Origin of the sequence: Virgisporangium aliadipatigenens (assembly GCF_016863615.1) — a bacterium.
GTDB classification, from domain to species: Bacteria; Actinomycetota; Actinomycetes; order Mycobacteriales; family Micromonosporaceae; genus Virgisporangium; species Virgisporangium aliadipatigenens.
The window spans coordinates 93222-116036 of sequence record NZ_BOPF01000022.1; the positions used below are offsets into that span (position 1 = coordinate 93222).

Consider the following 22815-nt stretch of genomic DNA (forward strand, 5'->3'; position numbering starts at 1 on the left):
GCGGAGAAGCTATGGACGATCCGTTCATCACGTCCAAGAATCTTTTTTGAACAGTTGATAACCTCAGCGCATGAAGTTCGAGTTGCGGCACCTGGAGGCGTTCGTCGCCGTCGCGGAGGAACTGCACTTCGGCCGCGCCGCCGACCGGCTCCGGGTCGCCCAGCCCGCCCTCTCCCAGCAGATCCTGCGCCTGGAGGCCGCCCTCGGCGTCGACCTGCTGATCCGGGAACGCCGCCGCACCGCGCTCAGCGACGCCGGGCGGGCGTTCCTCGTGGAGGCGCGGCGCACCCTGGAGCAGGCGCGCGTCACCGAGTCCGTCGCCGAACGCGCCCGGCGCGGCGAGCTGGGGCGGTTGCGCGTCGGCTACCACCCGACCGCGTCGTCGCAGCCGTTCCTGCGCGCGATCGCGGCGTTCGAGCTGGTAGCGCCGGAGGTCGAACTGACGCTGCGGGAGCTGCCGATGGGCGCGCTCGGGCAGCCGCTGCGCGAGGACCTGGTCGACGTCGCGTTCCTCAGCACGCTCGGGCAGGTCGACTGCGGGCAGCCGGCGCTACGCGTCAGGACCCTCTCCACGGAACGCTTCGTCGCGGCCGTTCCGGCCGGGCACCCGCTCGCCGGCCGGCCGGGGATCGCGCTCGCCGACCTCACCGGCGAACGCCTCGCCCTGCTCGGCCGCGACGTGTGCGCCCACTGGCACGACGACCTCGTGGCGATGTGCGAACGCGGCGGGTTCGCCCCGCGCGGCGTGCGCCACGCCGGCGAACTCGGCGCCCTGCTGACGTTGGTGGCAGCGGGGCTGGGGGTGGCGCTGGTGCAGGAGTCGACGCGGCTGCTGCGTTCGGAAGGGCTGGCGTACGTGGCCGTTCGCGACGCCGACGTGCCGATCGTGTCGGCGGCGATGTGGCGGGGCGACGATCCCTCGCCCGTGCTGGCGCGGTTCCTGGGTCTGCTGCGGCGCTCGGGTGCGATTGGCGCGATCCCCGGCCGTCGCCCGGGCGGCGGAGTGACGATGGAGGCGTCCCCACTCATCGAACAAGGACGCACACCATGAATCTCTTGAGAATCAAGCGTTCGTGGGCCTTCCTGCCGAGCGTCGTCGGGACCGTCGTGATCCTCGTCGTCGCCGTGCTGGCGGGCACCAGCCTGCAGAACCGTTCCGGGGCCGCGCCGCCGCTGCGGCTCAGCGCCGCCGACGCGAGCGCCTCCCCGGCGCCCGGGCTGCCCACCGGCGGGCCGGTCCTGTCCCCGGCCCCCGGCGGGTCCGGGTCGCCGGCGCCGTCGTTCGAGGCGGTCGTGACCTACGAGGTCACCGGCGACGGCAAGGCGAAGATCCAGTACAACAACGAGCAGTTCGACCGCCTGGAGGTGGCGGAGGCGACGCTGCCGTGGCGGATCGCGTTCCCGGCCGAGGGGCCGCTGATGGTGGTGACCGCCCAGCGCCTCGACTCCGACGCGGGCGGCATCGGCTGCCGGATCTGGCGTTACGAGACCCTCAACACCGTCCGCAGCGGCAGCGGCCCGTTCGCGCGGGTCGGCTGCGTACTGACCGACGACTGAGCCCCGCCTCAGAAGACGAAGCGCTCCGGGTCGCCGTAGTCGCCGCGTTCGAGCAGCGCCTCGGCGGCCCGCCGCGCCGCGCCGTAGGCGGCCATCGCGATCACCGGGCCGACGCTGATCCGCGCCACGCCCAACTCGGCGAGGCGGGTCGGGGACGGGGCGCCGGGCCAGGCCATGACGTTCAGCGGGCCGTCGATGGACTTGGCGAGCAGCGCGATCGTCTCCTCGTCGACCACCCCGGGCACGAACACCACGTCGGCCCCGGCCGCCAGGTACAGCCGGGCGCGCGCGACCGTCTCGTCGAAGCGACCCTCCGGCTCGCCGATCCCCGCCAGGTACACGTCGGTGCGCGCGTTGATCACCAGGTCGCCACCGGCCGCGCGGGCGGTGCGGAGGCGTTCGGCGTGCTCCGCCGGTTCCCCCGAGCCGTCCTCGAGATTGACCCCGGCGATCCCGAGGTCGACGACGGCCCGCACGGTGGCCGCGACGTCGTCGTATCCCTGCTCGATGTCGGCGCTGACCGGCACCTCGACCGCGGCCACGATCCGGGCGAGCGCGCCCAGCATCTCGTCGCGGGTCAGCGTCTGGCCGTCGGCGCGGCCGTGCGCCCAGGAGACCCCGGCGCTGGTCGTCGCGATCGCGGCCGCGCCGGCCTCCTCGATCACCCGGGCGCTCGCCGGATCCCAGGCGTTCGGGAGGATCAGGGTCTTCACGTGCATTCGGCGGAACCGGGCTGCGTTCGTCACCGCAGCATCGTGACGCGGCGCACCCGGGCGGGCGAGCGCCGCGAACGACCATGTTCGCTAGATTCGCGACATGGCCGACGCGCACCGGGTCGTGATGGTCCTGTCGCCGGGCATGCCGATCTTCGAGGCGGCCGTCCCGTCGATCATCTTCGGCGTGGACCGGTCGTACCTCGTGTCGCCCTGGTACACGTTCTCCGTGGTGGGGATCGGCGCCGGTGCGATGCCGCTCAGCGACGGCTTCTCGTTCACGCCGCCGGACCCCGACGCCGACGCGGCGCACGCCGACACCCTGATCGTGCCCGCCTGCGAGAACGTCCACGCGCAGCAGCCGCCGGAGCTCCTCGACGTCGTGCGCGCCGCCCACGCGCGCGGGGCGCGCATCCTGTCGATCTGCTCCGGCGCGTTCGTGCTGGCCGCCGCGGGCATCCTGGACGGCCGCCGGGCCACCACGCACTGGCTGCACGCCCCCGAACTCGCCGAGCGCCACCCGGCCGTCAAGGTCGACGCCTCGGTGCTCTACGTCGAGGACGACAACGTCATCACCTCGGCGGGCACCGTCGCCGGCATCGACGCGTGCCTGCACCTGGTCCGGGTCGACCACGGGGCCGCCGTCGCGGCGGAGGTCGCCCGGCGCATCGTCACCACGCCGCACCGCGACGGCGGGCAGGCCCAGTACGTGCGCCCGGTGGCCTCGCCGGTCGACGACGGGTGGCTCGCCCCGCTGCTCGACTGGGCGTCGGCACAGCTGCACCGCCCGCTGACCGCCGCCGACCTCGCCGCGCGGGCCAACGTCAGCGTGCGCACGGTCGAACGCCGGTTCGCCACCGTGCTCGGCATGTCGCCGCTGCAGTGGCTGCTCCAGCAGCGGGTCCGCCGGGCGCAGCAGCTGCTGGAGACGACCGACCGGCCGATCGAGTGGATCGCGACGACGTGCGGCTTCGGGACGGCGGCCAGCCTGCGGGCGCATTTCGCGCGGGTCGTGGGGCTCGCGCCGACCGCCTACCGCAGGGGATTCAAGTAGGCCGGTTCGGGCAGGCGGGACTTCGTCGTCGGGTCGCACAACGCCCCGTTGTATCCGGCCCGGTACGCGTCCGCCGCGCCGACGCCGAGCCGCTCCGCGTGCGCGTACTCCGCCGACAGGTCGGTGTCGAAGAGCGCCGGGTCGTCGGTCGAGATCGAGCAGGCCACCCCGGCGGCCGCGAGTGTCCTCAGTGGATGGTGGTCGAACGTCGCGTAGCCGAGGCGCACGTTCGACGTCGGGCACACGTCGAGCACGGTGCCGCGTTCGGCCAGTTCGACCAGGAGCTCCGGATCCTCGACGGCGCGGATCCCGTGGCGGATGCGCGCGGCCCCCATCCACAGCGCCGAACGCACCGCCGCCGGCCCGGCCGCCTCCCCCGCGTGCGGCACCAGCCCCAGTCCCCCGTCGGCCGCGATCCACATCGCCCGCAGGTGCGGCCCGTCCGGAAAATGATCCTCCACACCGGAGAGTCCGAAGCCGACGACGCCGCGTTCGCGATGCGCCACGGCGGCCCGCGCCAGCGCCTCGCCGAACGCGGGGTCACAACCCCGACACTGTTCGGGCGTCAGCCGCACGATCACCCCGTGGGTCTCCTCCGCCTCGGCGATCCCGTCGCAGTACCCGCCGAGAACCCGGTCCAGCCCCACCTCGTCCGCCAGCGACTGTTCGGGCGTGACGATCCCCTCGATGTACACGGCGCCGTGCCGGGCGGCCTCGCCCGCGTAGTCGACCACGATCCGGCGGAAGTCGTCGGCGGTGCGCAGGCAGCTCGTGGTCAGGTTCCACACGCCCGCGAAGTGGCGCAGGTCGCGGAAGGCGAACAGGTCGGCCAGCGCCCGTTCGTCCGGGGCCGGCAGCGGATGACGGTTGCGGCGCGCGATCTCCAGCAGCGTGGCCGGTCGGACCGTGCCCTCGAGATGGACGTGCAGCTCGATCTTCGCCATGGTTTTCGAGGATGCCCGGGACAACCTGAGACGCCGCTGAGGGCCGGACCGCGGGTCTGCCCCGGTCCGGCCCCGCTGCGGGACGGCGCTACTTGCAGAGGGCGGTGTCCAGGGCCGTCTCCAGGTGCTGCACGCCCTCGATCTTCGTCGGCAGCGCGGTCACCGCGATCGAGGCGGCGCGGCCGTTCGGGGCGATGGCGTTGACCGTCGTGTAGCCGGGGTTGTTGCCGCCGTGGCTCCACGCGGTGCCGCCGCAGCTGAGCGTGAACGTCGCGATGCCCAGGCCGTAGCGCGCGGTGCCGCTGAAGTCGAACTCCGGAGCCTCCACGGTCGACTTCATCTGTTCCAGCTGCGCCGGCTTGAGCAGCTTGCCGCCGAGCAGCCCGGCGAGGAACGTGTTGACGTCGGCCGGGGTGGCGACGAGCTGACCGGCGGCCCAGCCCATCGACGGGTCGTTCGTGGTGACGTCCACCCACGGGTCGCCGGCCTTGTTGGCGTGGTAGCCCTGCGGGTGCGGGCCGTGCAGTTCCTGGTCGCCGAGCGCCGGCCAGTAGGTGTCGCGCAGGCCGAGGCGTTCGATGACGCGCTTGGTGATCTCCTCGCCGATCGGCCGGCCGGTCACCCGCTGCACGACGAGGCCGGCGAGGACGTAGTTGGTGTTGCTGTAGCTGAACGTGCCGACCGGCGTGTCCGGGCGGGTGAGCGCGGCGTCGACGACCTCGCGCGGTTCGTAGTGGCGGTGCTGCACCGAGAAGTAGTCGCCGACCAGCAGGTCGTCGTAGTCGGCCAGTCCGCTCGTGTGCTGGAGCAGCTGCCGCACGGTGACCTGACGGCCGCGCAGCACGCCGGGCAGGTAGGTCTCGACCGGCTCGTCGAGCCCGATCTTCCCCTCGCCGACGAGTTGCAGCACGACGGTCGCGGTGAACATCTTCGTGTTGCTGGCGATGCGCACCCGCCCGTTCGCCGGCACCTTGGCACCGGTGCGCAGGTCGCCCACGCCGGAGGTGTAGGTGCGGCTGCGGCCGTTCGGCTCGCGCACCGAGGCGAGGCCGCCGGGGAAGCCGTCGTCGCGGGTCAGCACGTCGAGGGCGCGTTGCACGGCGTCGGGGCGGGCCGCGCTTTCGGCGTTCGCCCAGGGTGCCTGGACGGCGATCAGGGCGACGGCGACGGCGGCTCCGCCGAGCGCGGACATCAGGCGGATGGCGCGGCGGGACATGTGGACCTCCCGGAAAGTGATCGTTTCGACCACCTGAGAATGCCTTCGGAGACCGTCGTCGATCGATCCCGCGACCTGGAGTGATCGGGTACAGCCTGCTGTACCTTCCCTGCGTGAGCGACGAACTGATCGACGAGGTGCGGCGGGCGGCGCAAAACGCCGTGGACGCCACCAAGGAGCGGGTCGGCGACCGGCTCGACTTCAGCGAGACGAGCCTGGACGCGATCGAGGAGATGCTGGCCGAGGCCGCGCCCTTCGTGGCGGAACTCCCGCCGGAGCGGGTCGACGCGTTGGTGGAGCAGCTCGGCAGCTACGTGCTGGAGGTCGGCCGGCGGGAGTTCGGCGGCCGGTACCTGTGGCACCCGGGCCGGGACGCGCCGGTGCTGGTGGTCGGCGAGCCGGACTTCCGGGTGGCGCTGCTGACGTGGGACAAGGTGCGCGGGCGGCTGGGCGGCGACGAGGCGGACAACATCCCGTTCCTGTACGGCGGTTTCGCCAGTGCGGCGCGCAAGGCGGGCAAGGGCGTGGACGCCCTGTTCGTGTAGCCCGCGGGAAAACATTGACAGTCTTCAGTAAGGACCGCACAGTTGTCCTAGAGAGCGCTCTCAAGCTCCGTCTCTGGCCACCTCCCCTCTGGCCGGTCGAAACCCTGCCCAGGTAACCGACCGCGTCCGCGCCCACCCCCAATTTCGGGCCCGGACGGGGAAAGGACAACTCCATGCATCCGTTCAGAAGGCGTCGCCCACACCTTCTGGCGATCGTCGCCGTCACCGCAGCACTGGTGGCCGGCTCCGTCGCCGTTTCCCCGAACTCCGCGCTGGCCGCCGACACGCTCCTGTCCCAGGGGCGCACCACCACGGCCTCCTCCACCGAGTCCGCCGCCTACCCGGCCTCCGCCGCCACCGACGGCAACACGGGCACCCGCTGGTCCAGCGCGTTCAGCGACCCGCAGTGGCTCCAGGTCGATCTCGGGGCCACCGCCACCGTGACGTCCGTCGTGCTGACGTGGGAGGCCGCCTACGCCGCCGACTTCGCCGTCCGGCTCTCTTCCGACGGAACGAACTGGGGCTCCCCGATCGTCAACGTCACCAACGGCACGGGTGGCCGGCAGACGTTCGCGACCAACGGCAGTGGCCGCTACGTGCGGCTGACCACCACCCGGCGGGGCACGACGTACGGCGCCTCGCTCTTCGAGTTCCAGGTGTACGGCTCGGGTGGCAGCACGCCGCCGACCGGGCCGATCGTGCGCGTGGCGGAGTTCCTCGCGGACTGCCCGTACAGCCACCGGCTGCCGGACGACCCGATCATCTACCCCGGCCTGCCGGGCGCCTCGCACATGCACAGCTTCTTCGGCAGCACGATCACCAACGCCCACACCCAGCTCAACGACCTGCTCAACGGCAACAGCAACTGCAACCCGGCCGTCGACAAGTCCTCGTACTGGGTGCCGACCCTGTACGTGAACAACACGCCGGTCGAGCCGACCATCGTGACGTTCTACTACCTCGGCGAGGGCGTGCGCGACGACATCGTGGCGACCACCCAGCCCATCCCGCTCGGGCTGCGGATCGTCGCCGGCAACGCCAAGGCCACCGGCCCGAACGACAACACCATCTCCCGCTGGTCCTGCCTGCACGCCGGCCAGGTGCCGCCCTCGCACGACTTCGTGACCTGCCCCTCGGGCACGATGATGGAGTCCTACCTGGACTTCCCGCAGTGCTGGAACGGCCGCGACCTCGACTCGGCCGACCACAAGAGCCACATGGCGTACCCGGTCAACAACGCCTGCCCGGCGAGCCACCCGGTGCCGGTGCCGAAGCTGCGCCAGGTCCTGCGCTATCCGGTCAACGGCAGCCCGGCGAACTTCCGGCTGGCGTCCGGCGGCGGCTACACGATGCACGGCGACTTCTTCAACGCCTGGCCCGAGGCGGAGATGGCGCGCCGGGTCAACGACTGCATCCGCCCGATCATCAAGTGCGGTGTCGACGGCCGCCCGTAACGGGATCGTTCTGCTGCTCGTCCTCGTGATGTGCGGCGCCTGCGGTGGGCCACCGCCGCAGGCGCCGCCCGCCTCCGCATCGGCCGCGCCGTCCTCCTCGACGACCGGCCTGGGCGGCACCGACCTCGCCTGGACCCAGCTCATGATCCCGATGACCGCGCAGGCCGCGGCGCTGCTGGACCTGGTGGCCGCGCGGGCCGGCGACGCCGGGTTCGCCGCGTACGCCGCCCGGCTGGCGCCGGCCTACCGGCAGGAGACCGAACGCCTGCGCGCCTTCCTCGCGGCGGCCGGCGTCCCGGAGACGAACGAGCACGAGGGCCACGACCTGCCCGGCATGGTCACCGCGACCGACCTGACCGCGCTCGGCGCGCAGTCCGGTGGCGCGTTCGACGCGTCGGCCGCGGGCCAGCTGCGCGAGGAGATGGAGCAGTCGGTGCGGCTGGCGCGCTCCGAGCAGCAGGCGGGGCGGGACGCCGGTTGCAAGGCGATCGCCGCCGACATCGAGTCCGCCCGCACCCGGGCGCTGGCCGAGTTCGCCTCCTGAGGAACGCTCAGTCGTCCAGCGTCACCTCGTCCTTTGTGGACAGTCGGCCGCCGGTGAAGCACAACCGGTAGGCGGGCGTCAGCACCTGCCGGGCGCTGCGGTAGAAGCGGCACTCGTCGGCACCGGGCGGGTCGGCGGGCGCATGCCGGGGGCGGACGCCGCGACCGATCTGTTCCACCGGCAGGCGGGTCTCCACAGTGGACAGTTGTTCGCCGACGCGCAGTTGCCGGTACACGGCCGGTTCGAGCACGGAACGCCCCGACGCGTAGAAGTCGTACGCGGAGCCGAGCAGCACCAGAACGGCGGCGACGGCCACCGGCACCCAGATCGCGCCGGCGCTGCGCCTCAGGTTGCGGCGCGCGAGCGTGAGTTCCCGGGGTACGGCCGGCGCTCCCCCGGTAAGCGGCAGCCGGGCGCTGAGCGTGAACGTGCCGTCGCACAGACCCGCGTCGAGGGTGCCGCCGGCGTGCCGGACCCGCTCGTCCAGCCCCACCAGGCCCCAGCCCGCCGACTCCTCCCGCGCGGCGGCGGGATTGCGGACCGTCACCACCGCGTCCGGGCCGTCCACCCGCAGCGTCACCGTCACCGGGGCGCCCGGCGCGTGCTTGGCGGCGTTCGTCAGCGCCTCCTGCACCACGCGGTGGACGGCGCGGTCCGTCATCGGCGGCACCGGCGGGAGGGCGCCCTCCAGCGCGACCGTCAGGCCGGAGTCCTCCGCACGCCGCACCAGCGCCGCCACCGGGTCGTCCGCCGGTGTTGTCGGCGGGCCCTCCCCCTCCTCGCGCAGCACGCCGATCACCTCGCGCAGGCGTTCGGTGACGGTGGCCAGGTCCCGGCGCAGTTCGCCGGCCGCCCGCTCGCCCTCCGGCCCGATGTCCGGCGCCACCTGCAGCGCGGCCGCCCGCAGGGCGAGCAGGCTCAGTTCGTGGCCGAGCGAGTCGTGCATGTCCCGCGCTATCCGGGAACGCTCCCGCAGCCGCGCCTGCTCGGCCGCCAGTTCCCGCTCCCGCTCCAGCTTCTCGGCCAGGGCGAAGCCGGTGCGCGCCAGTTCGGCGTTCTGGTACAGGTAGCGGCCGGCCGCCCAGGGCAGCACGAGGAGGATGAGCGTGTTGACGACGACCGAGATCACGTGCGCGACCGTCGTGTCGGCCCGCACCAGCACCGCCAGCACGCCGACGGCCGCCACGGCGGCGAACAGCAGCAGCGCCGCGCGCTGGCCCGCCGCCCGCCGGCCGAGCAGGTACACCAGCACCGTCTGGGCGAGCACGAAGTGGGTGGCGAGCAGTTCCGGCGTCGCCGCGAGGCTCAGCGCGGCCGGTATCGCCGCGGCGAGCACCGGGCTGCGGCGCGCCACCAGCGCCGCCGCCGCGAACAGCGGCACGGCCGCGACGCGCAACCACGGCAGCGGCAGTCCGGGCAGGTCCGGGCCGGCGTCCGGGATCAGCACCGGCGCGGTGATCACGACCCACAGCAGCAGGTCGAGCGCGTGCCGGCGGTTCACCCGTTCCACGGAAAATCACGGTACGTGCCGGGAGCCGCGGGAACACCTGACGAAAGTAAGTACCCCGGGCTGACGAACGGGCACCGCGCGACAACCGCCGGCATTCCTACGTTCGACGGCATGAAGGTAGTCAGCAGTGCCACCGACCTGACCAAGGTCTACGGTCGGGGCGAGACCCGGGTCGTCGCGCTCGACGGGGTCTCCATCGCGTTCGGCCGGGGCGAGTTCACCGCGATCATGGGCCCGTCCGGCTCGGGCAAGTCCACGCTCATGCACTGCATGGCCGGGTTGGACAGCATCACCTCCGGTTCCGCGCGCATCGGCGACGTCGAACTGGCCGGCCTCGACGACCGGCGGCTCACGCGACTGCGCCGGGACCGGGTCGGCTTCGTCTTCCAGGCGTTCAACCTGATGCCCACCCTGAACGCGGCCGAGAACGTGACGCTCCCCCTCGACCTCGGCGGGCGCCGCCCCGACCGGGAGTGGCTCGATCGCGTGATCTCCACGGTCGGCCTCTCGGACCGCCTGCACCACCGGCCCGCCGAACTCTCCGGCGGGCAGCAGCAGCGGCTGGCCGTGGCGCGCGCCCTCGCCTCCCGGCCGGAGATCATCTTCGCGGACGAGCCCACCGGCAACCTGGACTCCCGCTCCGGCGCCGAGGTCCTGGGCCTGCTGCGCGAGGCGGTGCGCGAGCTCGACAGCACCGTCGTCATGGTCACCCACGACCCGGCCGCCGCCGCGCACGCCGACCGCGTGGTGCACCTGGCCGACGGCCGCGTCGTCGACGACGTGCGCGGGGCGTGACCGTGTTCCGGACCGCTCTGCGAACCGTCCTCGCGCACCGGGCGCGGCTGCTGATGACCGTGCTCGCCGTGCTGCTCGGGGTGGCGTTCGTCGCCGGCACCCTGGTCTTCACCACCAGCGTCTCCGACGCGTACGTCGCCTCCTCCCGGCAGGGTCTCTCCGGCGTCGACGTCCGCGTCCGCCCGGTCGAGGAGGGTCGCCTCCTGGACGAGGCGCTGCGCGCGAAGACCGCCGCGCTGCCGGGCGTCACCGGCGCCGCCGGTGCGGTCGAGGGGTTCACCGCGCTCGCCGGCAAGGACGGCAGACTCGTCGGTGACGGCTGGCCCACCCGCGGCGCCAACCCCTCCGGCACCCGGCACCGCCTCACCACGGGCCGGATGCCCGCCGTCGAGGGCGAGATCGCGCTCGACTCGCACACCGCCCGGCGCACCGGCTACGCCGTCGGCGACACCGTCCGGCTCTCGGTCAGCGGCCCCGTGCTGACGCCCACGGTCACCGGCGTCTTCGACACCGACGACGGGAACGTCGCCGCCGGCGGCACCCTCGTCCTCTTCGACACCGCCACCGCGCAGCGCCTCCTCGCCGAGCCCGGCCGCTACAACCAGATCGACCTGGCGGTCGGGCCCGGCTTCGACCCGGACGCGCTCAAGGCACTGCTCCCCTACGGCGTCGAGGCCGTCACCGCCGCGCAGCTCGCCGAGCGGCAGGCCGAACGCAACGCCGAGAGCGTCACCGCCCTCTCCCAGGTGCTGCTCGCCTGTGCCGGGGTGGCGCTGTTCGTCGGGATCTTCCTGATCGTCAACACGTTCACGATGCTGGTCACCCAGCGCACCCGGGAACTGGCCCTGCTGCGGGCCGTCGGGGCGAGCCGCGGGCAGGTGACCCGTTCGGTGCTGGTCGAGGCGTTCCTGGTGGGGTCGGTCGCGTCGGCGATCGGGCTGGCGGTCGGGATCGGCGGCGGGTACGCGCTCTTCGCGGCGGGTGACTCGCTGCCGGACGGGCCGCTCGTCGTGGACGCCGCCACGGTCGCCGTCTCGCTCGGCCTCGGGATCGGGGTGACGCTGTTCGCCGCGTGGCTGCCCGCCCGCCGCGCGGCGCGGATCCCGCCGGTGGCGGCGCTCGCCGGCGTGCACGCGCCCGCGTCGGCCCGATCGCTGCGGGTGCGCAACGGGATCGGTGCCGTGCTGGCGGTCGCCGGCGGGGCGCTGGTGATCGTCTCGACGGTGCGCGCGGACGGGGTTCTTCCGCTGGGGCTCGGTGTCGTGCTGTTGCTGCCGGGCGTGTTCGTGCTGACGCCGTTCCTGTCGCGCGGAGTGATCGCCGTCGTGGCGCCGGCATTGCGCCGGACGGGGGTCGTCGGCGGCCTGGCCGGGCGCAATGCCGTTCGCAACCCGCGGCGCACCGCCGCCACCGCCTCCGCGCTGACGATCGGCCTCACCCTGGTCGCCGCGCTCACCGTGATCGGTGCCGGCGCGGACCGGGCCGCGCACCGGCTCGCGGCGTCGGACTATCTCACCGCGGACTACATCGTGAGCATGGCCAATTCCGGCCCGCTCGCTCCGGACACCGATGACATTCTGCGGGAACTGCCGGAGGTCACCGCCTCCTCGCCGCGCCGCGTGGCGCACGCGACGTTCAACGGCGTGCAACGGGAGGTGACCGCCTGGCGGATGGCCGAGTACCGGCAGCTGCTCACGCTCGAGTTCACCGCCGGCGGCTACGCGAACGGCGACGCGGCCGTCGTCGACGCCGACACCGCCACCGGGAACGGCTGGCGCGTCGGCGACACCCTCGCCGTCGTCTGGCCCGACGGCGCGCCCGGCACGCTCACGCTCAGCGGCATCTACAAGGGAACGTTCGACGACGGTGTGAAGGTCGACCTGTCCCTGCTCGACCCGCACCTCGACCGGGTCAGCGCCACCGACGTCTACGTGCGCACCCGGGGTGGCGTCACCGCCGCGAACGAACGCGCCCTCGCGCACGCCCTCGGCGACAGCCCGGCCGTCCTGGTGCGCGACAAGAGCGCCCTGCTGGACGACGTCATCGGCCAGATCGGCATCATCCTCACCGTCCTGTACGGGATGCTCGCCCTCGCCGTCGTCGTGGCCGTCCTCGGCATCGTCAACACCATGGCGATGTCGGTGCACGAACGCACGCGGGAGATCGGGCTGCTGCGCGCCGTGGGGCTGGACCGCGCCGGTGTGCGGCGGATGGTCCGGCTGGAATCGGTGGTCATCTCGCTCTTCGGCGGCGTTCTGGGCGTCGGCCTCGGCGTCTTCGTCGGCTGGGCCGTCGGCGACGTCGTGTCGACGAAGGAGGGCATCACGACGTGGGCGTTCGTGCTGCCGTGGGGGCTGCTCCTGCTGTGCCTGTGCGGGGCGGCCGGCGCGGGGGTGGTTGCGGCGATCTGGCCGGCCCGCCGCGCCGCCCGCCTCGACCTGCTGGCGGCGATCAGGACGGAGTGATCAGGGCGGGGTGATCAGTCCGGCCTCGTGCGCGAGAACGGCCGCCTGGACGCGGTTCTTCACGTCCAGGCGGCTCAGCATCGCGCTCACGTAGGCCTTCACCGTTCCCTCCACGAGGAACAGCCGCTGGCCGATCTCGGCGTTGGACAGGCCGGCGCCGACGAGTGCGAGCACCTCCCGTTCCCGGGGCGACAGCACGGCGATCCGGTCGAGCGCGGCCGCCTGCCGGGACATGTGGCCGGCGCCGACCCGCTGCAGCACCCGGTGCGCGATCACCGGAGACAGGAACGACGCACCGGCGTGCACCGCCCGCACCGCCGCCATCAGTTCGTACGGGTCGCCGGACTTGAGCAGGAAGCCGCTCGCGCCGCTGTCCAACGCGCCACCGATGTACGCATCCTCGGAGAACGTCGTCAGCATCACGACCGCCACGTCGGGCTGGGTGCGGCGCAGTTCGGCCGCCGTGGCGAGCCCGTCGAGAGTGGGCATCCGGACGTCCAGCAGAACGACATCGGGCCGGTGCGCGCGGGCCAGCGCGAGCGCTTGGCGCCCGTCCCCCGCCTCGGCGACCACCTCGATGTCCGGGGCAGCGGCCAAGATTGCCCGCACCCCCGCCCGCACCATCGCCTCATCGTCGGCCAGCAGCACCCGAATCACGAAGCGACGGTATCCCGCTGCCACCCGGAGCGTGAGCGCCGAGAGTCCCAGAATGTGGAAGCAGCCGCCGAACGTGTGTGAGCTCAGGGAGGTCAACAAGCGAGTTGATATCCGTGAGCTCACACACGTCCGCAGTGAACTCACACCCGTGTGAGCGGGACCGCCGTGAGCTCACACCCGTGCGGCGGCAGGGCGGTCGGGCGGGTTGCGCAGTCCCGCGATGAGGAGGGCGACCAGCCGGCGCGGGTCGTAGGTCTCGCTGCGCGCGCCGATGCAGAGGTTGCCCACGCCGTGCATCAGCTCGAGCGCCGCGGTACCCGGCCGGATCTCCCCCGCCGCGACGGCCGCGTCGAGCAGCTCGGCGCAGACCGGCACGAGCCGGTCGAGGAAGTGCGCGTGCAGCGTCTCGAACGACGAGCTGTCGGAGCGGAACGCCTCGGCGAGCCCGTGCTTGGTGACCAGGAAGTCGACGAAGAGGTCGATCCACCGGCCGAGCGCGGCATGCGGCGAACCGCTCTCGGCGAGCAGCGCCGGGCCGGCTTCGGCGCAGGCCTCGATCTGGTGGTGGTACACGGCGACGATCAGGTCGGCGCGGGTCGGAAAGTGCCGGTAGATGGTGCCGACGCCGACGCCGGCCTTGGCGGCGATCTCGCGCACGGGCACGTCGACGCCGGAGCTGACGAACGCCGCCGCCGCCGCGTCCAGCAGCGCCTCCTGGTTACGTCGGGCGTCGGCCCGCTTCCTGGGTGTGGTGATGGTCATCCCCTTGGCATAAACGGAACATTGTTCCGTATAGTCGCTACCGGAACGGCGTTCCGCTTCTGTCAGCATCTCAAAAGGGAGACCCCCGTGCAATATCGCCCCCTCGGCCGCACCGGCGTGCAGGTCAGCAGCCTCGTGCTCGGCGCCATGAATTTCGGCCCGATCGGCCGCACCACCCAGGAGGACGCGAACGCCATCGTCGACGTCGCGCTCGAACACGGCATCAACCTCATCGACACCGCCGACATGTACGGCCAGGGCGCCTCCGAGGAGATGGTCGGTCGGGCCATCGCCGGCCGCCGCGACGACATCGTGCTGGCCACCAAGGCCAACGAGCCGATGGGCGAGGAACGCAACCACCGCGGCAGTTCGCGCCGGTGGCTGTACAAGGCGCTCGACGACAGCCTGCGCCGCCTCGGCGTCGATCACGTCGACCTCTACCAGGTGCACCGCTGGGACCCGGCCACGAGCGACGAGGAGACGCTGTCGGCGCTGACCGACCTGCAGCGCGCCGGCAAGATCCGCTACTTCGGCTCGTCGACGTTCCCCGCGTACCGCATCGTGCAGGCGCAGTGGGCCGCCCGGGAGCACCACCTCGGCCGCTACGTCACCGAGCAGCCGAGCTACTCGATCCTCCAGCGCGGCGTCGAGACCCACGTCCTGCCGGTCACCGAGCAGTACGGCCTCGGCGTGCTGGCGTGGAGCCCGCTCGCGTCGGGCTGGCTGTCGGGCGCCGTCCGCGCCGGGCGCGCGGCCACCAACCACCGCGCGACGATCCTGCCGCAGCGCTTCGACCCGACCGTTCCGGCCAATCGGGCGCGGGCCGATGCGGTCGAACTGCTCGCGAAGGTCGCCGAGGAGGCCGGGCTCACGCTGATCCAGCTCGGGCTCGGGTTCGTCACCGCACACCCGGGCGTGACCAGCGCGATCGTCGGGCCGCGCACCGTGGAGCACCTGCGCGCCCACCTGGCGGCCGCCGACATCGTGCTCTCCGCCGACGTGCTCGACGCGATCGACTCGATCGTGGCCCCCGGGACGGACCTCGCTGCGCACGAGAAGTTCGACACGCCGCCGGCCCTGCTCGAGCCCGCGTTGCGGCGGCGCTGATGCCCAGCTTCGGCATCATGACCGCCCCGCAGCAGGTCACCTACGAGGACATTCTGCGGGTGTGGCGCGAGGCGGACGGTATCCCGGAGATCGCGCACGCGTGGCTGTTCGACCACCTGATGCCGATCGGCGGTGACCCGCACGGGCCGGCGTTCGAGGGTTGGACGCTGCTGTCCGCCCTCGCCGCGCGGACCGAACGGCTCCGCCTCGGCCTGCTGGTGACGAGCAACCGCTTCCGCCCGCCGGCGATGCTGGCGAAGATCGCGACGACCGTGGACATCGTCTCCGGCGGGCGGCTCGACTTCGGGATCGGCGCGGGCTCCCGGCCCACGTATCCGCCGGCCCGGCGCGAGTACGACGCGCACGGCCTGCCGTACCACGACTTCGCGCACTCCGTCGACAGCCTCGGAGAGGCGCTGACGGTGATCCGCCGACTGTGGACAGAGCGGGAGCCGTTCGATTTCGAGGGCGCGCACCACGTCCTGAAGGGCGCCTTCGGCAGCCCCAAGCCGGTCCAGCGGCCGCATCCGCCCGTCATGATCGGCGGGCGTTCGAGCGCGCTGCTGCGCGTCGTCGCCGAACACGCCGACCTGTGGAACATCCCCGGCGGCGACCTCGACGACGTGGTGCGCCGCAGCGCGCTGCTGGATCGCTACTGCGCCGAGATCGGGCGCGACCCGGCGTCCATCACCCGTTCGATCCACCTGTCGGTCTCCTACGAACGGCCGGACGCCACCCGCGAGGCGATCGCGGCGGCGGTCGGCGCCGGTTTCACGCACGTGGTCCTGGGTCTGGGCGCGCCCTACCCGCAGGGCGTGGCCCGCTGGGTCGCCGACGAACTGATCGCGGCCGCCCTGTAGGTCCGGAGGTGAGCGCGCCGGCGGCGCCGATGAGGCGACGTCGGCGCGCCGCCGTGAGCAGCGACCGCGGTCGGCGGAATCCGCGAAACGGCCCACCGCGCGCTGTGGTGCCAAAGTGATGCCACTCTGAGCCAAGCCCATTGCGCGTGGTGCCATCGTGTGCCACAGTGGTGCCATGGACCTGAACCCGTTCGTCGCCGCTCTCGGTCGGGAGCTGCTGACCGCCGCCGAAACCGGGGGCGACGGCAGCACCGTGTCGATCGAGCGGCTGACCGTCTCGATGGAGTCGGCGATCCGGCTCGCCATGCTCGAGGCGCTCTCCGCCGCCGCCGACGAGATCACCACCGAGCTGGCCCCCGGTTCGGTGCAGGTCCGCCTGCGGGGCCGCGACCCGGAGTTCGTCGTGACGCCGCAGCCGGCCGAGCGGCAGCCGGAGGAGGCCACCGTCCGGGAGGCGGCGCCGGCCGACGACCCCGCGGCCGGCTTCGAGGACGGCGCCACGGCGCGCATCAACGTTCGGCTGCCGGAGCAGCTCAAGACCGCCGTCGAGGAGGCGGCCGCCAAGGAGGGCCGCTCCGTCAACGCCTGGCTGGTGCGGGCCGCCTCCACCGCGGTTCGCGCCTCGGAACGCGACACCGCGCTCGCCTCCCGCGGCCGGGCCGGCAGCCAGCGCTTCACCGGCTGGGCCCGCTGACCCATTTCGCTCACCCGCTCTGACCTGCGGGGATGCTCCACCGACTCATCACGAGGGGACCACCATGCCTGTTTTCGCCACCCCGGAATCGATCTCCGTCACCATCGACGTCTACAGCGGCCACGTGCGACTCGTCGCCGGCGACCGCACCGACACCCACGTCGAGGTGCGCCCCAGCAACGAGGCCGACGAGTCCGACGTCAAGGCCGCCGAGCAGACCCGCGTCGAGTTCGCCGACGGCACGCTGACCGTGCGCGGGCCGAAGTCGCTCGCGATGAACTTCTCCAAGAAGCCCCGCACGGTCGACGTGCTCATCGAGCTGCCCGCCGGTTCGACGGTGCAGGGCGACCTGACCGCCGGGGACTTCCACAGCGCCGGCGTGCTGGGCACGTCGCGGTTCAAGACGTCGGCCGGTCACGTCACCCTCGCCGCCTTCTCCGGTGACCTCGATGTCTCCACCGGCACCGGGCGCGTGCGCGTCGACGAGGTGGGCGGCACCGCGACCGTCAAGAATTCCAACGGCGGCACCGACCTGGGCACGGTCGCCGGCACCCTGCGGGTCCGCGCCGCCAATGGCGACATCTCGGTCGAACGGGCCGGAGCGGGCGTGGACGCGAAGAGTTCCAACGGCACCATCCGGGTCGGTGAGGTGGCCCGCGACGTGGTCTCGCTGCACACCGCCGCCGGCGACCTGGAGGTCGGCGTCTCCGCCGGCACTGCCGCGTGGCTCGACCTCAAGACCGGCTTCGGCCGCGTGCACAACGCCCTCGCCGACCTCGACCACGAACCGACGAAGTCCGAGCAGACCGTCGAGATCCGCGCGCACACCTCGTACGGCGACATCACCGTCCGCCGCTCCTGACCCGACTTCTTCTCGAAGGGGAACCCCTCATGGCCACGCCATCCCAGCCGGCGATCACCGCGACCGGACTGCGCCGCTCGTTCGGCGAACACGTCGTGCTCGACGGCATCGACCTGCACGTCCCGCGCGGCACCGTCTTCTCCCTGCTCGGCGCGAACGGCGCGGGCAAGACGACCACCGTCAAGATCCTCTCCACGTTGATCAAGGCCGACGGCGGCAGCGCCCGCGTCGCCGGCCACGACCTGGCCACCGAACCGGACGCGGTGCGCGCGGCGATCGGGGTCACCGGCCAGTTCTCGGCGGTCGACAACCTGCTGACCGGCCGGGAGAACCTGGTCCTGATGGCCGACCTGCACCGCCTCGGCCGCAGTGCCGGCCGCCGCCGCGTCATCGAACTGCTCGACCAGTTCGACCTGGCCGATGCGGCCGACAAGCCGGCGTCGACCTACTCCGGCGGCATGCGCCGGCGCCTCGACCTCGCCATGACGCTGGTCGGCACACCCGAGGTGATCTTCCTGGACGAGCCGACGACCGGCCTCGACCCGCGCAGCCGCCGCACCATGTGGGAGATCATCCGCGAACTGGTCCGCGGCGGCGTGACGATCTTCCTCACCACGCAGTACCTCGAGGAGGCCGACGAACTGGCCGACCGGATCGCGCTGCTCGATCACGGGCGGCTGGTCGCCGAGGGCACCGCCGAACAGCTGAAGCGGCTGGTGCCCGGCGGCCACGTCAGCCTGCGGTTCACCGATCCGGAGGAGCTGGACCTCGCCACCCGGGTCTTCCCCGACGGCACCCGCGACGACGAGGCGCTGACGCTGCAGGTCCCGAGCGACGGCGGCGTGCAGACGCTGCGCACCCTGCTGGACCGGGTGGCCGACGCCTCCCTGGAGGTCGACTCGCTGAGCATGCACACGCCCGACCTGGACGACGTGTTCCTGTCCCTCACCGGCAGTTCTTCCCCGACCGGTGACCCCGCCAGCCCGAAGGTGGCCTCCCGATGAGCAGCATGGCGTACGCACTGACCGACTCGGCGACGATGGTGCGCCGCAACCTCCGGCGCATGGTGCGCTACCCGTCCATGACGGTGCTGCTCATCGGCATGCCGATCGTCTTCCTGCTGCTGTTCGTCTACGTCTTCGGCGGCACGCTCGGCGCGGGCATCGGCGGCCCCTCCGGCGGCCGGGCGGAGTACGTCAACTACGTCACGCCCGCGATCATCCTGATGACGATCATGTCGGCGGTGCAGGGCACCTCGATCTCGGTCGCCATGGACATGACCGAGGGCATCGTCGACCGGTTCCGCACCATGGCGATCGCCCGGGTCTCCGTGCTGACCGGACACGTCGTCGGCAGCCTCGTGCAGTCGATGATCGCCATCACGGCGGTTCTCGGGGTCGCGCTGCTCATCGGGTTCCGGCCGGACGCGGGAGCCGCCGACTGGCTCGCGCTCGTGGGGATCCTGGTGCTGATGGCGTTCGCGTTCATCTGGCTGTCGGTGGCGCTCGGGCTGGCCAGCAAGACCGTCGAGTCCTCCAGCAACGTGGGCATGCCGCTGGTGCTGCTGCCCTTCCTCGGCAGCGGGTTCGTGCCGACCGACTCGATGCCGACGGTGCTGCGCTGGTTCGCCGAGTACCAGCCGTTCACGCCCCTGATCGACACCATCCGGGGGCTGCTCACCGGCACCCCGATCGGGAACAGCGCCGCGATCGGCGTGGGCTGGTGCGTGGCCATCGCGCTCGGCGGCTACCTCTGGTCCAAGCGGCTCTTCAACCGGGAGTCGACGCGCTGACGACGTTCGACCGAGGATGCTCTTGAAAAACGCGGCCCGGACAGCCGACAAGCTGTCCGGGCCCGCGGCCGTCAGGTGCGGAAAGGCCCGGTCACGCAGTAGGTGATGCCGCCGCTCGACGAGCCCGAGGTGCCGCGCTGCGACGAGAAGTAGAGCCGGTCGCCGGCGGGCGTGAAGGCCGGGCCGGTGATCTCCGAGCCGCTCTGGCCGGTGATCCGCAGGAACACCGAGATCGTGTCGTCCGGCGTGATCACGCAGATCTCCATGTTGCCGCCGTCCTCGGCGACGTAGAGGTCGCCGGAGCCGGACCCGGTGATGTTGTCCACCCCGGTCAGCGGCGCGGAGCCGGGGCTGACCAGCGAGTCGTCGTAGGCCAGCTCGTAGGTGCCGCTCGCGAGGTTGACCTGCCAGACCCGGTTGTCGCCCTTGGTGGTGAACCAGACGGTGTCGTCGGCGTAGTGGCAGCCCTCGCCGCCGTTGAACGCCTTCGCGCCGCTCACCTGCCGCCGGGTCAGCGTCGGCGAGCCATCCGGGTCGGGGACGTTCGCCCAGGTGAACGGGCCGGAGGTGGCCGAGCCCGCGACGAGGACCTGCAGGGTGCCGGCGGAGAGGTCGCCCCAGGTCGCCGGGACGAACCGGTAGAAGCGGCCGTCCGTCTCGTCCTCGGTCAGGTAGATCACCCGCCGGACCGGGTCGGCGGCGGCCGCCTCGTGCTTGAACCGGCCCATCGCCGGACGCGCGACCGCCGTGCCGCCGAACGGGTAGGTCTCCCACACCCGGCCGCGGCTGACCTCCTCGCAGGAGAGCCAGGTGTGCCACGGGGTCCGGCCGCCGGCGCAGTTGGTGTCGGTGCCCGACAGGATGCGGGAGGCGCCCACCACCGCACCCGTGGCGTCGAACGCGATGCGCGACGCGCCGCCGCCCGCCGACGGGCCGACCTCCGAGTTGGAGACGTAGATCCAGCCGCTGTCGTCGGCGAACACGGCGCCGCCGTCCGGAGCGTCGTGCCACACGTACGAGGTGCCCGGCACCGCCTGCCGCGAACGGGCGACGATCTGGCTCGTGAAGCCCGCCGGGAGTTGGATCCCGTGGCTGTTCGCCGACTGCAGCGGGCCGTAGGGCCCGGTGGCGTTCTGGGCCGGTGCCGCGTACGCCGCCGACCACGCCGTGAACGGCAACGCCATCGCACCCGCACCGACCACCGTCGTCCGGAGCATGCTCCGCCGATCCATTCGCGCCTCCCCATTCGATTGAGGAGTGCGAATCTAATTTCGCGTGGTGAACGCGCGTTTACCGCATATTGATGTCCTGGGTCCCGGTGCCGATTTTTTGGGTGCCGAGCACCGAGAGCAGCCGGAGTTTCTCGTGGCTTTCACTTCCCGGTACCGCGGTGTACACCAGGAGGGAATGCCCCTGATCGGGGTCGAGCAGGGCCTGGCAGGCGAGTTCGAGGATGCCGACCTCGGGGTGGACGAAACGTTTGACGTGGCCGTATCGGACGCCGACCTCGTGCTCGTTCCAGTAGGTGCGGAATTCCGCGCTGCGTTCGAACAGGAGGCGCTGGAGGTGCGCGGCCCACGAGTCGGGCCCGCGCAGCGTGACCGTGCTGCGCAGCCCGGCGGCGAAGACCCGCGAGTGCAGCGCGTGCTCGTCGGGGTGATACAGCGCCCGGCAGGCCGGGTCGGTGAACCAGCGGTAGCCGATGCTGCGCGCCGGGCCGGTGAATCCGGTCAGGTCGCCGGTGAGCGCGACACCGGGCGGCGTCTGGCGCAGGGTCTCGCCGAGTTCGGTGACGATCTCGGCCGGGGTGTCGGCCAGGCGGTCGAAGATGCGCAGCAGGCCGGGGCTGATGTGTTCGCTGGCCGCGCCCCTGGTCGGCGGCTGGTGGCCGGCGAGGCGGAACAGGTGGTCGCGCTCGTCGAGGGACATGTGCAGCCCCTGGGCGATCGAGGCGATCATCTGCTCGGACGGGTGCGGGCCGCGTCGGCGTTCGAGGCGGCTGTAGTAGTCGGCGGAGATGTGGCAGAGCGCGGCCACCTCCTCGCGGCGCAGGCCGCTGGTCCGGCGCCGCGCGCCGCGCGGGAGTCCCACGTCCTCGGGCTGCAGCGACTCGCGCCGTCGACGCAGGAACTCGGCGAGCCCGGCTCGATCGATCATGCCGTCGTTCCTACCACCGACGCCGCCGCGCAGCCTGGGATCGAGAGGCCGTGGTTGGGCCCGCCGATCCGGTGCAGCCTGAAACGACCGCCTCCCTTCTGAATTGCGAGGAAATGCGATGGCACGCACCCGACCCGATATCGACGTTCCGGATCTCACCGGGAAAATCGCCGTCGTCACCGGCGCCAGCGACGGCGTGGGAACCGCACTGGCCGCCCGCCTCGCCGCCGCCGGTGCCGAGGTCATCATGCCGGTGCGCAACTCCCGGAAGGGCGAGGCGGCCGTCGCGAAAATCAGACAGGTGATTCCCGGAGCCGTGCTGTCGCTGCGGGAACTCGACCTTTCCGCACTGGCCTCGGTGGCGGCGCTGGGAAACCGGCTGCGCGCCGAGAACCGGCCGATTCACATTCTCATAAACAACGCCGGTGTGATGATGCCGCCGGATCGGCAGACCACCGCCGACGGGCACGAACTGCAGTTCGGCACCAATCATCTGGGCCATTTCGCGCTCGTCGGTCACCTGCTGCCCCTGCTGCGGGCCGGGCGGGCACGCGTCACCTCCCAGATCAGCGTCGCCGCCGACCAGAACGCCATCAACTGGGACGACCTCGCCTGGGAACGTTCCTACGCGGGGATGCGCGCGTACAGCCAGTCGAAGATCGCGTTCGGCCTGTTCGGCGTCGAACTGGAGCGGCGCAGCCGGGCCGGCGGCTGGGGCATCACCAGCAACCTCGCGCACCCCGGCATCGCGGCCACCAGCCTGCTGCAGGCGCGGCCCGAGGTCGGCCGGGCCCGGCCCACCGTGGGTGGACGCGTCATCCGCGCGTTCGGCAGCCGCGGCCTCCTGTTCGGAACGGCCGAGACCGCGCTGCTGCCGGCGCTGTACGCGGCCACCTCCCCGGACGCGCGGGGCGGCCGCCTGTACAGCCCCGGCGGGTTCCGGCACCTCACCGGCGCGCCCGCCGAGGAGGCGCTCTACTCCCGGCTGCGCAGCCCGGAGGACGCCGCGCGCATCTGGCGGATCTCCGCGGAGCTGACCGGCACGGCGTTCCCCGATGAGATCTTTTTGGCGGGGTGATGTCGGATCGCGGCGGGTGCGTTCGTAGCAGGGTGAGAGACCCTACGGG

Annotated in this window: 23 protein-coding genes; 15 read left to right on the forward strand and 8 right to left on the reverse strand. The window is 72.4% G+C overall.

All coding sequences use genetic code 11. From position 1 onward, the window contains the following. The first annotated feature begins 70 nt into the window (after positions 1-70). Together Val02_RS28085 and Val02_RS28090 are read left to right on the forward strand one after the other, a co-directional pair. Complete coding sequence (locus tag Val02_RS28085; protein ID WP_203902238.1) at positions 71-1051, forward strand: LysR family transcriptional regulator; 981 nt, start codon at positions 71-73, stop codon at positions 1049-1051. After that, on the forward strand, positions 1048-1557 hold the full coding sequence (locus Val02_RS28090) for an MmpS family transport accessory protein (RefSeq protein WP_203902239.1): 510 nt from the start codon (positions 1048-1050) through the stop codon (positions 1555-1557). The genes Val02_RS28085 and Val02_RS28090 overlap by 4 nt, the downstream gene beginning before the upstream one ends. A gap of 8 nt (positions 1558-1565) precedes the next feature. Here the strand turns inward: Val02_RS28090 and Val02_RS28095 are convergent, their stop codons facing one another. After that, positions 1566-2303 carry an isocitrate lyase/PEP mutase family protein gene (locus Val02_RS28095; RefSeq protein WP_239153389.1) on the reverse strand — a complete coding sequence of 246 codons (738 nt, stop codon included), beginning with the start codon at positions 2301-2303 and terminating at the stop codon, positions 1566-1568. A gap of 70 nt (positions 2304-2373) precedes the next feature. Between Val02_RS28095 and Val02_RS28100 the strand changes: the two genes are divergently transcribed. Beyond that, on the forward strand, positions 2374-3324 hold the full coding sequence (locus tag Val02_RS28100) for a GlxA family transcriptional regulator (RefSeq protein ID WP_203902240.1): 951 nt from the start codon (positions 2374-2376) through the stop codon (positions 3322-3324). Here Val02_RS28100 and add read toward each other — a convergent pair. Both add and Val02_RS28110 read right to left on the reverse strand, forming a co-directional pair. Next, entirely contained in the window at positions 3303-4268 is a 966-nt protein-coding gene (gene add / locus Val02_RS28105) for an adenosine deaminase (RefSeq protein ID WP_203902241.1), read from the reverse strand. The two genes, Val02_RS28100 and add, sit on opposite strands and share 22 nt — an antisense overlap. A gap of 88 nt (positions 4269-4356) precedes the next feature. Beyond that, positions 4357-5484, reverse strand: coding sequence for a serine hydrolase domain-containing protein (locus Val02_RS28110; protein ID WP_203902242.1), 1128 nt, complete (start codon positions 5482-5484; stop codon positions 4357-4359). 113 nt (positions 5485-5597) lie between these two features. Here Val02_RS28110 and Val02_RS28115 point away from each other — a divergent pair, with 113 nt between their 5' ends. From Val02_RS28115 to Val02_RS28125, 3 genes are all read left to right on the forward strand, one after another. Further along, entirely contained in the window at positions 5598-6029 is a 432-nt protein-coding gene (locus Val02_RS28115; RefSeq protein ID WP_203902243.1) for a hypothetical protein, read from the forward strand. A gap of 173 nt (positions 6030-6202) precedes the next feature. Beyond that, positions 6203-7483 carry a DUF1996 domain-containing protein gene (locus tag Val02_RS28120; protein ID WP_239153390.1) on the forward strand — a complete coding sequence of 427 codons (1281 nt, stop codon included), beginning with the start codon at positions 6203-6205 and terminating at the stop codon, positions 7481-7483. Further along, positions 7464-8027, forward strand: a complete 564-nt coding sequence (locus Val02_RS28125) for a DUF305 domain-containing protein (RefSeq protein ID WP_203902244.1) — start codon at positions 7464-7466, stop codon at positions 8025-8027. The genes Val02_RS28120 and Val02_RS28125 overlap by 20 nt, the downstream gene beginning before the upstream one ends. A gap of 7 nt (positions 8028-8034) precedes the next feature. Here Val02_RS28125 and Val02_RS28130 read toward each other — a convergent pair whose 3' ends face one another. Continuing rightward, the gene (locus tag Val02_RS28130; RefSeq protein ID WP_203902245.1) at positions 8035-9537 is read right to left on the reverse strand and encodes a sensor histidine kinase; all 1503 of its coding nucleotides are present in this window, start codon (positions 9535-9537) and stop codon (positions 8035-8037) included. 111 nt (positions 9538-9648) lie between these two features. On the opposite strand from Val02_RS28130, the gene Val02_RS28135 reads away from it, so the two are divergent. Together Val02_RS28135 and Val02_RS28140 are read left to right on the forward strand one after the other, a co-directional pair. Beyond that, the gene (locus tag Val02_RS28135) at positions 9649-10332 is read left to right on the forward strand and encodes an ABC transporter ATP-binding protein (RefSeq protein WP_203902246.1); all 684 of its coding nucleotides are present in this window, start codon (positions 9649-9651) and stop codon (positions 10330-10332) included. Beyond that, positions 10329-12797 (forward strand): ABC transporter permease, encoded by a 2469-nt coding sequence (locus Val02_RS28140; RefSeq protein WP_203902247.1) that lies wholly within the window; start codon positions 10329-10331, stop codon positions 12795-12797. The genes Val02_RS28135 and Val02_RS28140 overlap by 4 nt, the downstream gene beginning before the upstream one ends. Here the strand turns inward: Val02_RS28140 and Val02_RS28145 are convergent, their stop codons facing one another. Both Val02_RS28145 and Val02_RS28150 read right to left on the reverse strand, forming a co-directional pair. Further along, positions 12798-13454 carry a response regulator gene (locus tag Val02_RS28145; RefSeq protein WP_203902248.1) on the reverse strand — a complete coding sequence of 219 codons (657 nt, stop codon included), beginning with the start codon at positions 13452-13454 and terminating at the stop codon, positions 12798-12800. Positions 13455-13625: 171 nt separating this feature from the next. Beyond that, the gene (locus tag Val02_RS28150; RefSeq protein ID WP_203902249.1) at positions 13626-14216 is read right to left on the reverse strand and encodes a TetR/AcrR family transcriptional regulator; all 591 of its coding nucleotides are present in this window, start codon (positions 14214-14216) and stop codon (positions 13626-13628) included. Positions 14217-14303: 87 nt separating this feature from the next. Between Val02_RS28150 and Val02_RS28155 the strand changes: the two genes are divergently transcribed. The 6 genes from Val02_RS28155 to Val02_RS28180 all read left to right on the forward strand — a co-directional run bounded on the left by Val02_RS28155 (position 14304) and on the right by Val02_RS28180 (position 19531). Beyond that, positions 14304-15323 (forward strand): aldo/keto reductase, encoded by a 1020-nt coding sequence (locus Val02_RS28155; protein ID WP_203902250.1) that lies wholly within the window; start codon positions 14304-14306, stop codon positions 15321-15323. Between the two features lie 17 nt (positions 15324-15340). Continuing rightward, positions 15341-16183 (forward strand): LLM class flavin-dependent oxidoreductase, encoded by an 843-nt coding sequence (locus Val02_RS28160; RefSeq protein WP_239153391.1) that lies wholly within the window; start codon positions 15341-15343, stop codon positions 16181-16183. A gap of 175 nt (positions 16184-16358) precedes the next feature. Further along, the gene (locus Val02_RS28165) at positions 16359-16877 is read left to right on the forward strand and encodes a toxin-antitoxin system HicB family antitoxin (protein WP_203902252.1); all 519 of its coding nucleotides are present in this window, start codon (positions 16359-16361) and stop codon (positions 16875-16877) included. A gap of 64 nt (positions 16878-16941) precedes the next feature. Next, the gene (locus Val02_RS28170; protein ID WP_203902253.1) at positions 16942-17739 is read left to right on the forward strand and encodes a DUF4097 family beta strand repeat-containing protein; all 798 of its coding nucleotides are present in this window, start codon (positions 16942-16944) and stop codon (positions 17737-17739) included. A 29-nt stretch (positions 17740-17768) separates the two neighbouring features. Then, positions 17769-18743, forward strand: coding sequence for an ATP-binding cassette domain-containing protein (locus tag Val02_RS28175; protein ID WP_203902254.1), 975 nt, complete (start codon positions 17769-17771; stop codon positions 18741-18743). Continuing rightward, positions 18740-19531 carry an ABC transporter permease gene (locus tag Val02_RS28180; RefSeq protein ID WP_203902255.1) on the forward strand — a complete coding sequence of 264 codons (792 nt, stop codon included), beginning with the start codon at positions 18740-18742 and terminating at the stop codon, positions 19529-19531. The genes Val02_RS28175 and Val02_RS28180 overlap by 4 nt, the downstream gene beginning before the upstream one ends. 71 nt (positions 19532-19602) lie before the next feature. Here Val02_RS28180 and Val02_RS28185 read toward each other — a convergent pair whose 3' ends face one another. Both Val02_RS28185 and Val02_RS28190 read right to left on the reverse strand, forming a co-directional pair. Beyond that, complete coding sequence (locus Val02_RS28185; RefSeq protein WP_203902256.1) at positions 19603-20763, reverse strand: alkaline phosphatase PhoX; 1161 nt, start codon at positions 20761-20763, stop codon at positions 19603-19605. Positions 20764-20821: 58 nt separating this feature from the next. Further along, on the reverse strand, positions 20822-21688 hold the full coding sequence (locus Val02_RS28190; RefSeq protein ID WP_203902257.1) for a helix-turn-helix transcriptional regulator: 867 nt from the start codon (positions 21686-21688) through the stop codon (positions 20822-20824). A 118-nt stretch (positions 21689-21806) separates the two neighbouring features. On the opposite strand from Val02_RS28190, the gene Val02_RS28195 reads away from it, so the two are divergent. After that, positions 21807-22766 (forward strand): SDR family oxidoreductase, encoded by a 960-nt coding sequence (locus Val02_RS28195; RefSeq protein WP_203902258.1) that lies wholly within the window; start codon positions 21807-21809, stop codon positions 22764-22766. Positions 22767-22815 lie beyond the last annotated feature (49 nt).